The organism is Vicinamibacteria bacterium (assembly GCA_035620555.1).
Classification (GTDB): domain Bacteria; phylum Acidobacteriota; class Vicinamibacteria; order Marinacidobacterales; family SMYC01; genus DASPGQ01.
The window spans coordinates 1-13,576 of sequence record DASPGQ010000640.1 but is presented as its reverse complement, the minus strand read 5'-3'; the positions used below and the strand labels follow the sequence as shown (position 1 = coordinate 13,576).

Annotated in this window: 12 protein-coding genes; 7 read left to right on the top strand and 5 right to left on the bottom strand. The window is 62.9% G+C overall.

Annotated elements, in window-relative coordinates; all coding sequences use genetic code 11:
• The 4 genes from VEK15_26135 to VEK15_26120 all read right to left on the bottom strand — a co-directional run.
• The coding region (locus VEK15_26135; protein HXV64207.1) for a cation:proton antiporter at positions 1 to 633 on the bottom strand (633 nt) is incomplete at its 3' end.
• A complete protein-coding gene (locus tag VEK15_26130; protein ID HXV64206.1) occupies positions 620 to 2,107 on the bottom strand; it encodes an NAD-binding protein in 1,488 nt (495 codons plus the stop codon). The genes VEK15_26130 and VEK15_26135, both read right to left, overlap by 14 nt.
• Before the next feature lie 26 nt (positions 2,108 to 2,133).
• A complete protein-coding gene (locus VEK15_26125; GenBank protein ID HXV64205.1) occupies positions 2,134 to 2,820 on the bottom strand; it encodes a dienelactone hydrolase family protein in 687 nt (228 codons plus the stop codon).
• Positions 2,821 to 2,838: 18 nt separating this feature from the next.
• A complete protein-coding gene (locus VEK15_26120; protein HXV64204.1) occupies positions 2,839 to 3,069 on the bottom strand; it encodes a DUF6116 family protein in 231 nt (76 codons plus the stop codon).
• 66 nt (positions 3,070 to 3,135) lie between these two features.
• On the opposite strand from VEK15_26120, the gene amrS reads away from it, so the two are divergent.
• On the top strand, positions 3,136 to 4,224 hold the full coding sequence (gene amrS / locus VEK15_26115) for an AmmeMemoRadiSam system radical SAM enzyme (protein ID HXV64203.1): 1,089 nt from the start codon (positions 3,136 to 3,138) through the stop codon (positions 4,222 to 4,224).
• A gap of 143 nt (positions 4,225 to 4,367) precedes the next feature.
• Here amrS and VEK15_26110 read toward each other — a convergent pair whose 3' ends face one another.
• Positions 4,368 to 5,630: an MFS transporter gene (locus VEK15_26110; GenBank protein ID HXV64202.1), complete on the bottom strand. Its 1,263-nt coding sequence runs from the start codon at positions 5,628 to 5,630 to the stop codon at positions 4,368 to 4,370.
• Positions 5,631 to 5,720: 90 nt separating this feature from the next.
• Between VEK15_26110 and VEK15_26105 the strand changes: the two genes are divergently transcribed.
• The 6 genes from VEK15_26105 to VEK15_26080 all read left to right on the top strand — a co-directional run.
• On the top strand, positions 5,721 to 6,848 hold the full coding sequence (locus VEK15_26105) for a N(4)-(beta-N-acetylglucosaminyl)-L-asparaginase (protein HXV64201.1): 1,128 nt from the start codon (positions 5,721 to 5,723) through the stop codon (positions 6,846 to 6,848).
• A 42-nt stretch (positions 6,849 to 6,890) separates the two neighbouring features.
• Positions 6,891 to 8,225: a glycosyltransferase gene (locus VEK15_26100; protein HXV64200.1), complete on the top strand. Its 1,335-nt coding sequence runs from the start codon at positions 6,891 to 6,893 to the stop codon at positions 8,223 to 8,225.
• 11 nt (positions 8,226 to 8,236) lie between these two features.
• Entirely contained in the window at positions 8,237 to 9,325 is a 1,089-nt protein-coding gene (locus VEK15_26095) for a hypothetical protein (GenBank protein ID HXV64199.1), read from the top strand.
• Positions 9,326 to 9,327: 2 nt separating this feature from the next.
• Positions 9,328 to 10,755, top strand: coding sequence for an aldehyde dehydrogenase family protein (locus VEK15_26090; GenBank protein ID HXV64198.1), 1,428 nt, complete (start codon positions 9,328 to 9,330; stop codon positions 10,753 to 10,755).
• Between the two features lie 10 nt (positions 10,756 to 10,765).
• Positions 10,766 to 11,428, top strand: a complete 663-nt coding sequence (locus tag VEK15_26085; GenBank protein ID HXV64197.1) for an ABC transporter ATP-binding protein — start codon at positions 10,766 to 10,768, stop codon at positions 11,426 to 11,428.
• The coding region (locus VEK15_26080) for an FtsX-like permease family protein (GenBank protein ID HXV64196.1) at positions 11,425 to 13,576 on the top strand (2,152 nt) is incomplete at its 3' end. The genes VEK15_26085 and VEK15_26080, both read left to right, overlap by 4 nt.

The window sequence follows — 13,576 nt, the reverse complement described above, 5'->3', positions numbered from 1 at the left end:
TTCCTCGCGCACCCACCGGTGAAAGGCGTGCGGGAACCACCAGATCGCGAGCCGCATGAGTGACAAGACGGCGAAGGCGACAGCGAAGAGCCCTGCCACTTCGATCGCGCCGATGACGAGCTCGATGCCCACCCCGTAAGTCGTGACGAGGTCGAACGCGGTGAGGATGAGAAGCGTCAGGAACTCTCCGACGCAGCCCACGAGAAGTATCATCTGACCCCACCGCGTTTGCGACACGCCGGCCTCGACGAGGGCGACCAGGAGAACCCCGACCGACATCGAGCCCAGGACCAATGCCATGAACGGTCGCATCCCCAACTGTGACGCGACCAAAGCCGCCGAGACGAGAATCGACACCGCCACCAAAGACGCGAGCAGCACGGTCTTCGTTCCCTCGCGCTCGATCCGATTGAAGTCGATTTCCATGCCGACGAGGAACATGAGGTAGATGAAACCGAGCTCGGCGAGGAACGTCGTGACCTCGCTCTGGTGAACCAGTCCCAACGCGCCGAGGCCGAGCCCATAGAGGATCTCGGCCACCGCGGCGGGAGCGTGGACCCTCGAGGCGACGAGAGGCATCAGGAAGGCTCCGCCGTAGAAGACGACGAGAGACAGCCCGTCAGCCAGTTCCATGCACGCGTTCGCCGTAGGACAGCGCCAACACCGAGCTGGGACAGCGGACGATGATCTGCAGCCCGGTATCGGGATTGAAGAAGGACGATTTCCTTCCCGCTCGGTGAGACAGGACCAGGAGATCGCCTTCGCCGGCGACGAGCGCGATCTCTTTCGCGGGGTTGCCCTCTCTTTGGATCTTTTCGATCTTTCGGTGATAGAGCGAGCCTACTTCCATAACGGTTCTCATCGCATCCTTTTGCTCTTCGACGGCTTCCTGTCCCACGATGAACGCAGGAGGTACGACCATCACCGCGGCTACTTCCACCTCGAGCTGCCGCGAAAGATCGATCGCGAGCTCGGCGGCGAGGATCGAGGCGTCGGGGTCGAGGATGGGAAGGAGAATGCGCCGGTAAGGATGGCTGCCCGCCGCGAGAAGCATGGGGCAGGCGATGGTGTCCAGCGATCGGGCGAAATCCGGCCGGTTGAGACCGGCCCGCACGAGAAAGCCGGCGCGATCCTTGGGGAGGACGAAGCAGCCGCAATCGAGTCCGGGTACCTCCCGTCGAACGATGGTCCGGAGATCGTCCGACGCATTGACGACCTGCGTCTCGAGCTTGCCACGGGCGAGCTTGAGCTCGGGAGGCAGGCTGTCCTTGGGGGTGAGCGCCCTGGCAGAGCGGCTCCTGGTGTGCTCGAAAACATACTGCACTTCCTCCCAGAAAGATGGGCTCTGCTCTTTGGGGGCGAAAGCTACGATTCGCGTTCCGTATTGCAGGGGGAAACGGGCGACCCCCGCTCTCAGATAGTCCGCGATGTGGGGCAGTATCTCGGGCTCGCCGGTGAGGAGCAGCCGGTCGCCCTCGCGCAGGACGACGTGGCCGTGCGGTACCACGTAGCGGTCCTCGCGATAAATCGCCGCCACGAGCCACCGCCGAGCTCTCAGGTCACGCACTCGCACATCGACCGCAGGCGAGCTCCTGAGAACGGGTATCTCGATGATCTCGCCCTGGCCCAGGCCGACGCCACTTGCCACCTGATGTGCTCGCTCGATGCGGTTCTTGATGAGCCCGGCGACCGCCCCTGGTCGGCTCACGACTTCGGCCTCGACGTCGGTAAGCCACTCCCGATGCTCGGGCCGTCGCAGGGCGGCGATCACGGTCGGGGGATTACCGATCGACCGAGCGACTCGGCAGGCCTCGGCGTTGATCTCGTCACGATTGGTGACCGCCACGAGCCATTCCGAGGACTCGAGCCCGGCCTCCTTCAAATTGAGAAGGCTGGTACCATCGGTGGGAAATAGCCGGACGTTGCCACGCTTGGGATGTTCCCGGCGAAGTCGCTCGAGGCGTCGTTCGTCCACGTCGAGAACGGCGATGTCCCAGTTTTCCGACAGGATCCTGGCAAGCTCGCGCCCGGTCTGCCCCGCACCCACGATCAGAACGCGTCGCTGGGAGCGGCGTTCTTCGCCGGACGAGGAGGTCTCGTTTGGCATGGCTCGGTATTCTATGCCGGGTTTCGTTACTTGGGGCCCATTCGGGCGAGGTGGCTGGCAAAGAAGGCAAGCGTTCGTTCCCGGGCCAGAGTGGAAGCCGACTGGTCGAACTGGGAGCGGTAATTGCAGTTGAAACCGTGATCGGCATCGTAGAGATGCACGGCCGCGTCGGGATGAGCATTTCGTATCGCCTCGACGTCGCTCAACGGTATGGATGCGTCGCGCGATCCGAAATGCATGAGCAGGGGACAGAGCTCCCTCTCGTTGACGTGGGGCATGATCTGTCCGCCGTAGTACACGACCGCAGCGTCGAGCGGCAGGCGCACGGCGGCGAGAAAGGCGATGGATCCGCCCCAGCAGTAGCCGACCACCCCGACCTTCAGATTCTCGGAGCGAAGCGCATCGGCGGCAGCGCCGACGTCCCGAATCGAGTCCTCCGACGAGAATTCCTCGCGGAGCCTTCGTCCCTCCACGATATCGTCCTCCGAATAGCCGAGTCTCACGTTCTTCCTCGAGCTTCGGTCGTACAAGGACGGGGCGAGAACGAGGTATCCGCTCGCCGAGAAACCGTCCGCGACCTCACGAATGTGTGCGTTGACGCCGAAGATCTCTTGCAGAACGACGATGCCGCCATTCGGCTTCCCCGCGGGTGAGGCCCGATAGGCCCTGAGCTCGTGTCCGTCGGAGGCCTCGAGTGCAATGTCTTCTCCCATGATCCGTCTCCTATAAGGTTACCGAGTTTGAGGAAGACGCCCCTTCTTCTCTTCACGTCGGTCGCGCCACATGCCGAGCATGACGGCGAGGGTTCCGAGGATGGCTTCATCGAGGAATGGGATCGGATCGGGGAAGAAGAGATCGGCCACGAACAAGACGAGAAAAACGACGAAGAGCTTTGGAAAGCTGAGTCGGGATGCGTAGCGGCGGATGAACCCGAGGCGCTCTTCTCTTCCGGTCGCGTCCACGGCTCATGATAACCGTTTTCGCCCAGTGGATTTCTGTTTTTTGGAACGCCAACGGATAATGTCTCCGTGGGTATCGCGAGCGTCGTTCCGACGAGATACTGGCACCGACTGGAAGACGGCCGGGTGCAATGCGACGTATGCCCTCGATTGTGCAAGCTCCACGAAGGTCAGCGAGGCATGTGTTTCGTCCGAGCGCGCGAGAACGACGCGATCGTGCTCACGACCTACGGCCGGTCGAGTGGATTCTGCGTCGATCCGATCGAGAAAAAACCGTTGAACCACTTCTATCCCGGAAGCGCCATACTCTCCTTCGGGACCGCGGGGTGTAATCTCGCGTGCCGATTCTGCCAGAACTGGGATATCAGCAAGTCACGGGAACAGCAACGGCTCGCCGACGAGGCTTCGCCCGATGCCATCGCTTCGGCCGCGGGGAACCTCGGCTGCAAGAGCGTCGCTTTCACCTACAACGACCCCGTCATATTTCTCGAGTACGCGGTCGACGTCGCCGATGCTTGTCGAGAGCGCGGCATCAAGAGCGTTGCGGTGACCGCCGGCTACATGACCGCGGCGCCGCGGCGTGAGCTCTATGAGCACATCGACGCCGCGAACGTCGACCTCAAGGCGTTCACCGAGCGATTCTACAAGAACGTATGCGCCGGTCACCTGGAGGCGGTGAAAGAGACCCTCTCGTATCTGAAGCACGAAACGAAGGTCTGGCTCGAGATCACCACGCTGCTCATACCGGGTGAGAACGACTCTTCCGCCGAGCTCGACCGGATGACGAGGTGGGTCGTGGAAGCACTCGGTCCGGACGTGCCCCTGCATTTCACGGCCTTTCACCCCGATTGGAAGATGCTCGACCATCCGCCGACGCCCGCTACGACGCTCACGCGGGCACGGCGGATTGCCCTCGAGAACGGGGTGCGCTACGCGTACACCGGCAACGTCCACGACAAAGAGGGTGGAAGTACCTATTGTCACCAATGCGGTGAGATTCTCATCGGGCGCGACTGGTACGAACTGTCGGAATGGAACCTGGTGGATTCCGGTCGCTGCCGTTCCTGCGGGGCTCGGTGTGCCGGCGTTTTCGAGGCGAAGCCGGGCTCGTGGGGCGCGAAGAGGCTCCCGGTCCGGATCGCCGAGTCAATCGTGTGATCGCTCGGCCTGTCGGACGGCAATGGTCTCTTAGTGCTCAGTGCCGTGACGGGACCCGCAATTGATCGTGCCGCCACGGCTCGGGCTGCTTACGGCGCGGCAAGCGCGCCGGGCTCGCTCCGCTCGCGCAGGCTGGGCTGCACTTATTCATCAGCCTGCTCATCGCGCCAGCGTCGCGTCGCGATGAGCCACGCCAGACAAGCGAGCTGCAGCGCGAGGACGCCGAGGAGCGCCGCCCGATAGCCGTCGGCCGAGTAGGGCTCGCCCGGCATCGTCCACCAGGTAATGACGGCGCCGATGCCTGCTTGGAGGGCAAAGGCTCCGGAGAAAACCAGCACGTTGACGGCGGTGTTGACCCGTCCCGCCATGGTGAGCGGAAAACGTATCGTCAGAATGCCGTAGCTCAACATCCCCGCGGCACCGAACGTTCCGAAGAGGAGCCAAAGCAGCCACGCGGCCGTCGTCCAGCCAAGCGCAATCGCGAGCTGCGCCGTCTCGAAGACGAGCGCGGCCCCGACCCAAACCGTGATCGTCGACAGGCCCTGCCGCGCGAATCGCGCGGCCAGGTAGCCGAGGGCGACGAAGCCGACTGCCATACCGAGGGCGAGGATCAGCAGATGGTCGGCGACCTCCGCTCTCGTAAGCCCGGCTACGTCTCTGAGCCACGGACCCGCCCAGAGGCTCTGAATCGAAAGGTAAGCGCCCTGGTGCGCCACCGAGAACGGCGCCACGCTCCAGAACACGCGGCTGGCAAAAACCTGGCGCGCGACTCCGATCAGATTCCGGAGCCGCTCCGCTTGGTTTTGCGGTTTCTCGGGAACCGCCCAAAAGAGAAATAACGCACAGGCGATCGTGACTCCACCAATGCCCCGGAACAGGGCTCGCCACCCGACGGCACCGACGGCCCATTCGACGGGAGTCGTCGCCGTGAGAGCGCCCGATGCGCCGACCGCCATCACCGACCCACTCAGGAAATGGAGCCTTTCCCGGGGTGCCCAGAGAGCGAAAGCATGAAATGCCGCCATGAGGCACGCGGAAACGCCGAGTCCGATGAGCGCGCGGCCTCCGACGAGACCGAAAGTCGTTTCCGCATATGAGAAGACAAATGCGCCGACGCCAGCGAAGAGGAGCAAGGCTGATTCAGTACGGCGGGGACCGAATCGGTCGAGCGCGAGGCCGACGGGCAGCTGTGCTAGCGCGAAGCTCAGAAAATAGGCGCTGGTGAGTAGCCCGACCGCCCAAGCTCCGAGTTCGAATTCTTCGATCAGATCCGCGGAAACGACGGCATTGATCGAGCGCAGAAGCTGCGAGACGAAATATCCTGCTCCGAAGGGAACGAAAATACTCTTCCAGAACGTCGGGGTGCGCCGGCATACTGTGTCTTGGGAAAGGGTCGGGGCCGCCATGCGCCCTGAATGATATAGAAGACCAAGGCTTTCTGGGTTTGAGGTGGAGGCTCGGTAGGATTAAGATTCCATTCTGGGAGGACAGGAAACATGACCAAGAAGCTCAGCCGACGAGAGTTTGTACGAACCGGAGCCGCTGCAGCGGGACTTGCCGCGAGTGCAAGCACAACTTTTGGCGCCGCGCCGACGATGATCACCCAGCAGTCGGTGAAACCCTTGGTCATCGCGTCGGGCAATGGCAATCGCTTCAAGAACGGGGGTCCGGAGACCTGCGTCGAAAAAGCCTTTCGTCTGATAACGGAAGGGAAGGACGTGCTCGAGAGCCTCATTGCCGGCGTCAATCTGGTCGAGCTGGATCCCGAGGATGCGGGAGTAGGCTACGGCGGCCTCCCGAACGCCGACGGCGTCGTCCAGCTCGACTCGTGCTGCATGCACGGGCCCAAGAAACGTGCCGGCGGCGTCGCCGGAATCGAGGGCGTACGCACTCCCTCGCTAGTCGCCCACGCGGTCATGGAGCACACCGATCATCACCTTCTCGTCGGCCAGGGGGCCCAGGCTTTCGCCCGTAACATGGGGTTCGACATCGAGGACGACTTGAACACCGAGAAATCCCGCAAGCTCTGGCTCGAGTGGAAGCGCCGGATCGATCCCGAGCACTACCTCGATCCGGGAAAGCGCGCTCAAGCAGGTTACGCGGCCGGCCTCGACATGCTCCGAGAAGGCCTCATCGACGAGGATCACTTCTTTGGAACAATCAACTGCGATGGAATCAGCCCGGGCGGCGATATCTGCGGCGTCACGACCACGAGTGGACTCGCGTGGAAGATCCCCGGGCGTGTGGGGGACTCGCCGATCCTCGGTGCCGGGCTCTATGTCGACGGAGAGGTCGGCGCCGCAGGCTCCACCGGCCGCGGCGAGGCGAACCTGTACGGGCTGTGCTCGTTCTTCATCGTCGAGGAGATGCGGCGCGGTCGCCATCCCAAGGACGCGGCGATGGAGGCCCTGCGCCGCGTCAAGGAGAACACGGTCGAAAAGAGACTCCTGAACGAGCGCGGACTACCGAGCTTCGGCCTGAGCTTCTACGTGCTCAACGCAAAGGGAGAGCACGCCGGCGTGTCGATGTACGCGGGCGAGCGCTCCACGTTCGCCCGGTGTACCGAGAACGGTCCCGAGTCGGTTCCCCTCGAGCCGTTCCTGGAGGGGAATCCGACTGACTGAGATCAGGCCTATCGGCCGCAACGAGACAGGAGTTCCAACGTCTTGAAGATCCTCTCGATCACCGCGGGTGCGGCCAACATGTACTGCGGGAGTTGTCTCAGGGACAATGCGCTCGCGGCCGAGCTCATGCGCCAGGGCCACGAGGTGACGCTTTTACCCATCTACACGCCCACCCGAACAGACGAGGACAACGTGAGCGAGCCGCGCGTCCTGTTCGGAGGGATCAACGTCTACCTTCAGCAGAACGTTCCCATCTTCCGGCGGACACCTGGATTCGTCGATCGCCTTTTCGACGCCAGCTGGCTCATGAACCTCCTGGGCCGCCTTTCGGTCTCGACCGACCCGGGAAAGCTCGGCGCTCTCACCATATCGACGTTGAAAGGGGAAGATGGATTCCAGAGGAAAGAGGTCCAGAGGCTCGCCTCGTGGTTGAAGGCACAATACCCGCCTGATGTCGTGGTATTGCCGAACTCGCTCCTCATCGGGCTGGCGCCGTCGTTCGCCCGGTCGCTGGGACGGCCCATCGTGTGTACCCTTCAGGGAGAGGACCTCTTCCTCGACGGACTCCCGGCGGCCGAGCGAAACGAAGCGCTCGAGCTCATCCGAGGGCAGGTCCCATACGTCGACGGGTTCGTGGCAGTGAGCCATTACTACGCCGACTACATGGGAAAGCTTCTCTCCATCCCTCGAGAGAAGATGGCCGTCGTTCCTCTAGGAATCAACCTCCAGGGCTACGAGCCGGTAACGTCATCGGGGGAACCCCTGTCCATCGGTTACATCGCGCGGATCGCTCCGGAGAAGGGTCTCCACAATCTCTGCGAAGCCTACAGACTGCTGAGATCGCGTAACGACCTGCCCGAGACGCGGCTTCGGGTAGCCGGTTACCTGGGTCGTCAGCATCGCGGCTATCTCGCTCGGCTGACGGAAGAGATGGATCGCGCGGGCTTGTCCCGAGAGTTCCAGTATCACGGCGTTCTGGGACGCGAGGAGAAGATCGCCTTTCTCCGCTCGCTGGCCATCGTCTCCGTACCCACGGACTACGAAGAGCCGAAAGGGCTTTTCGTCCTCGAGGCGATGGCGTGCGGCGTACCCGTGGTGCAGCCCGATCGAGGTGCTTTTCCCGAGCTCGTCTCGCGGACGGGTGGCGGCCGCCTGGTTCGAGCGGGTGACCCAATCGACCTTGCTGAGAGCCTTGCCGACCTTCTCTTGAATGACGAGATTCGCCGTGAGCTCGGTCGGCGTGCCGCGGCGGGAGTGCGCCGGCACTACAGTGTCGAGCAGATGGCGAACGCCTCGGTGGAGATATTCGAGCGAGTGATCCGAGGTGAAGCGTTGCGCGAGCGAGAGGTCGCAGAAGCAGGAGCGTTGCCCCGTTGAGCGAAGCCCAGATGGTGCCCGAGGCCCGGCTTAGAGACGCCAAGAAGACTCTAGACGAGCATGTGCGGGAGATCGTTCGGTGGCATTTCGACGCCGAGACGGGAACGCCTTTCTGGCTCGATTTTGCGAAGAAGCTCGATTTCGATCCACGCAAAGACGTTCGAGCGTTCGAGGATCTGAGGAAGTTCCCTCTCTTCGAGGATGAGTGGCTCCGGGGCGGACCGGTGCGCCGCTGGGTTCCGCGGGCTTTTCGAGAACGGCCCATCTTCGTATTCGAGACCGGGGGTACCACCGGGATTCCCAAGAGCCGCGTGGCCATCGACGATTTTCGAATCGATTACGAGTTGTTCAGCGAGACGCTGCCCGACGAGTGCTTTCCCAAGGGCTCCAATTGGCTCATGCTGGGCCCCTCGGGTCCGAGACGGCTCAGACTCGCCGTCGAGCATCTGGCGCAGTTTCGCGGCGGGATCTGCTTCTGCGTCGATCTCGATCCACGCTGGGTCATCAAGCTGATCGAACGGGGCTGGACCGAGCACCTCGAAGCCTACAAGAATCACGTAATCGATCAGGCGGTGACCGTACTGAGGGCGGGGCACGACATCAAGTGCCTCTTCGCGACACCAAAGCTTCTCGAAGCGCTCGCGCTCCGACTCGAAGAGCAGGGGACCACCCTACGAAAGGCGGGAATCCAGGGTATTTTTTCGGGTGGCACCGAGTTCACCCCCCAGTGGACCCGGTTCGCCGTCGAGGAGCTCCTCGATGGCGTCTACATCACGCCGACCTATGGAAATACGTTGATGGGTCTCGCCGCCTCGAAACCGGTGACGCCGGACGACGGTTATAAAATCACCTACTATGCGCCGCAACCGCGGGCGGTAATCGAGGTCGTGGACGCGGACGGCGGCCAGAACGTCGTGGGCTACGGCGAAACGGGTCGCGTGCGGCTCACCACTCTCACGAAGGAGTTCTTCGTCCCCGGTTTTCTCGAGCGCGACGAGGGCGAGCGGGAGCCTCCCCATGAAACCTATCCTTGGGACGGCGTGAGCGGCGTGCGCCCGTTCAGGAAGCTCAAAAGCTCTACGACCGTCGGAGTCTATTAGCGGTGATGCGCATTCCCGTACTGCGGTGGGGCGAAGCGTACGAGAGTCTCGAGACCGACCCGGTGGTCCATTTCGAGACGGGAGAGAAGCTGGCGGAAGTGAGTCTCGCCAACGGAGGCCTCATCCAGCGCGACATGCGGAAGGCGCAACGGGCACGCGACCTCCTCCGGGAGCATTCGCCTTATGAGCTTCTCGACAAGATCAAGAAAGCGGCCAAGCTCTATATGGAAGCGACGCTTCCCCTGGGCGATGGCACGCAGACTCCGGACGAGTTCGTTCGATATCAGTCGGCAACCACGGGCCTTCCCGAGCACATGTGTCGGGCAAACATGGAGAAGAACCATTTTGTCCTGACCCACATGGACGAGGTCCTCGACGCGCTGACCCGCGGCCTGGATCTCGAGATCTTGAGCGCCGGCCACGGTCTCGAAAAGAGGGGAGTGCCGCTCAGCTATCAGGCGCAGACGCCGGTGCTCGGTCTCGTGCTCCCGTCGAACTCTCCCGGTGTCCACACGCTGTGGCTTCCCGTCATTCCCTTGCAGATCGGTCTCGTCTTCAAGCCGGGTCCTCAGGAGCCGTGGACGCCCTATCGGATGACCGAAGCGTTCTTCCAGGCGGGGATCCCGCGCGAGGCGATCTCGATTTACCCGGGGCTCGGGGACATCGGTGCGGCCGTTCTGGCGAGCTGTCCGCGAAGCCTGATCTTCGGGGGTACGCCGACGGTGGAACGGTATCGAAACGACCCGCGCGTTCAGCCCCACGGCCCGGGGTTCAGCAAGATTCTCATTGGGGACGACGTCGTGGACGAGTGGGAGAAGTACTTCGACGTCATGGTCGACAGCATCCTGGTGAACAGCGGACGCAGCTGTATCAGCTGTTCCGGTATCTGGGCGTCGAGAAATACCGAGGAGATCGCCGACGCGCTCGCTCGGAGACTCGGCCCAATCACGCCTCTTCCGCCCGACGATCCAGAGAGCGCTCTCGCCGCCTTCACCGTGCCGGGTGTGGCCGAGGCCATCTCCGGCGAGATCGATCAGCATCTGAGCGAGCCGGGGGCCGAGGAAGTCACGGTCCGCCACCGCGGTGATTCGACCGATCGACTCGTCAAACGCGAGCGCTGCGATTACCTGCGGCCCACGATCATCCACTGCGAGTCGGGGCAGAAATGGCTCGCGAACAAGGAGTACATGTTTCCCTTTGCCTCGGTCGTGCGATGTCCTCAAGAGCAGATGATCGATGCGATCGGATCGACGCTCGTGGGAACCGCCATTACCGAGGATGATGGGTTCCGTCGCCGACTTCTCGACGCGGTGAACATCGATCGGTTGAATCTCGGCCCCGTTCCCACGATCCGACTCAACTGGCTCCAGCCTCACGAGGGTAACATCATCGATTTCTTGTTCCGCAACCGCGCCTATCAGGAGGCCTAGAAAGAAAGACGTGCTCGAGGTACGGGACCTCGTCAAGGAGTACCCGTCGCCATCGGGACCGCTCTCGGTTCTGAAGGGGATCACGCTCGAGCTCTCACCCGGCGACGCGCTCTCCATAATGGGTCCGTCGGGAGGAGGCAAGAGCACGCTGCTGTTCATCCTGGGAGCACTCGATATACCCACGTCGGGATCGGTGCGGCTCGACGGCACCGATCCTTTCGAGCTCCCCGAGCGAGAGCTCGCCGAGTACAGGAACTCGCGAGTGGGTTTCGTTTTTCAGGACCACTGCCTCCTCCCCCAGTGCTCGGTGCTCGAGAACGTGCTCGCGCCGACTCTCGTCGCCCCCCGAGCCGGCTACCGCTCGCGCGCCCAGGCGCTGCTTTCGCGGGTAGGCCTCGGGGAGCGGCTCGCGCACCGTCCTTCGGAGCTCTCGGGTGGTGAGAAGCAGAGGGTTGCGATCGCGCGCGCCCTCATCCGCGACCCACGACTCGTGCTGTGCGACGAACCGACGGGAAACCTCGATGGCAAGACGGCGAGCACCGTGGCCGACCTGCTTCTCGACCTCGACCGACACGAGGAGCGCATGCTGATCGTCGTGACTCACAGCGTAAAGCTCGCCGAGCGGTTCCCGAAGCAGATGGGGATCGTCGATGGCAAGTTGGTGGCGCGTTGAGCCTGGGCTCCCTCGTTCAAAGCAGCCTTCGCTATTACTGGCGGACGAACCTGTCGGTGGTCGGGGCGGTCGCGGTGGCCGTCGGTGTCCTGACGGGAGCTCTCCTGGTGGGTGATTCGGTGCGGGGAAGTCTTCGTAACCTGTTCGTCTCCAGGCTGGGGCTCACCGATTCAGTAGTCACGGCAAACACGTTCTTTCGAGAGACCTTGGCGACCGAGATCGCTTCCGAGTCGGCGCCGTTGATCGCGTTCCAAGGCATGGTCACTTCGGAGAGAACCGGCCAAACGCGGGGAGGCGTACAGGTCTATGGCGTCGATGAGAGGTTCTGGCGCTTCCATGAAACTGAGCCCCTCTCCCTCTCTCGGCGGGACGTTTTGCTGTCTTCCAGTCTCGCCGACGAGCTCGGGGCCCGGGTGGATGACACGATCTTGTTGCGGGTGGAGACTCCTTCGGACGTTCCGCGCGAGTCGCTCCACGGCGTCAAAGAGAATTCGGGACGAACGCTCAGATTGACTCTTGTCCCGGGGCTCGAGTCGACCGGGCTTTCCGAGTTCTCGCTCTATCCTTCCCAGGGCGAGGTAAGGGCGGCTTTCGTCCCGCTCGACCTGCTCCAGCGAAGTCTAGGTCAGCAAGCCCGCGTCAATACCGTCGTGGTCTCCGGAGATGGGGTGGTCGACCTTCGCCCTCGGCTCGAGGACCTCGGTGTGCGTACGAGAAGGCTAGGCGACTTCATCGCCATCGAATCCGCATCCCTGATGCTCGCTGATTCCCTCGCTCGCGCCGTTCTCGACCTGGCGGCCGATGAGCAACTCGAGACCCAGTCCTTTTTGACCTATCTCGCCAACACGCTTCGAGTGGGTGAAAAAGAGACGCCTTACTCCCTCGTGACCGCAGTGGACGCGCAAGTCTATGCGAGCCTCGGCGGTTCCAGGGATTCTGGAATCATCTTGAGCTCCTGGCTGGCCGACGATCTGGGTGCCGGGTCCGGCGATTCGCTGGAGATGGAGTTCTACGTCTGGGAAGACGAAGGGCGTATCGCAACGAGTGAGGCAAGCTTCATCGTGGATGGCGTGGTGCCCATGGAAGGTCTCGCCGCGGACCGGGATCTCGCGCCCCCGTACCCCGGAATCTCCGAAAGGGAGGATCTCTCCGATTGGGCTCCCCCGTTTCCCATCGACTTGAGTCGAGTGCGCGACAAGGACGAAGAGTACTGGGATCGATTTCGCGCGACGCCCAAGGCCTTCATCCCCCTGGCGCGGGGTCAGAGCCTGTGGCCCGTTCGCCAGGGAAAGCTGACGTCGATACGTGTCACGCCTCCGGACCCCGCCTTCGATGAGCGTCTTCTCGCGAGACTCGATCCACTGGAGCTGGGGTTCTCGATCGTGCCCGTTCGTGAAGAAGGACTGGCGGCTTCGCGCGGCGCCACCGACTTCGGCGAGTACTTCGTGTACTTCAGTTATTTCCTCGTGATGGCGGGGCTTTTGCTTGCGGGGCTCTTCTTCAAGCTCGGTGTGGAGCAGCGGCACCGTGAGATCGGGACACTTCTCGCGACTGGCTTCCCCCTCGGCGTCGTTCGCAGGCTCTTCATTGCCGAAGGCGCCATCCTCGCGACCCTCGGTGCGCTTATTGGCATACTCGTAGCTGTCGGCTACGCCGCAGTCATCCTTTACGGCCTGCGAACTTTCTGGGTCGATGCCGTGGGTACGACGCTTCTCACCCTTCATGTGGAGCCGATGTCGATCGCGGCGGGTCTCGTGCTGGGCGTCCTCGCGGCGCTCGTCGCCACCTGGCTCACTCTCCGCGGTCTCGGAAAGATCGCCGCTCGGCGCCTGCTCGCGGGGGACGTGGGACCTGAGACCCGACACCGGGTCCAGGGGGCTCGTGCCAACCTGCTGTCGGTCGCTGCCCTCGGGGTCGCCCTCGTCCTTCTGGTGGCATCGTTCGGGAACGTCGTGCCCCTGGCGGCGGGTTTTTTCGGGGCGGGGAATCTCCTTCTCTTTTCACTTCTGTTGTTTCAATGGGGCTGGCTCGGTCGGCGGCCGAAGGGCGTCCTCGAGGGCGTGGTACCGCTCGGCTTTCGAAACGCGTCTCATCGACCGGGAAGGAGTCTCGTGGCAATCGCTCTCATCGCCTTCGCCAGCTTCATCA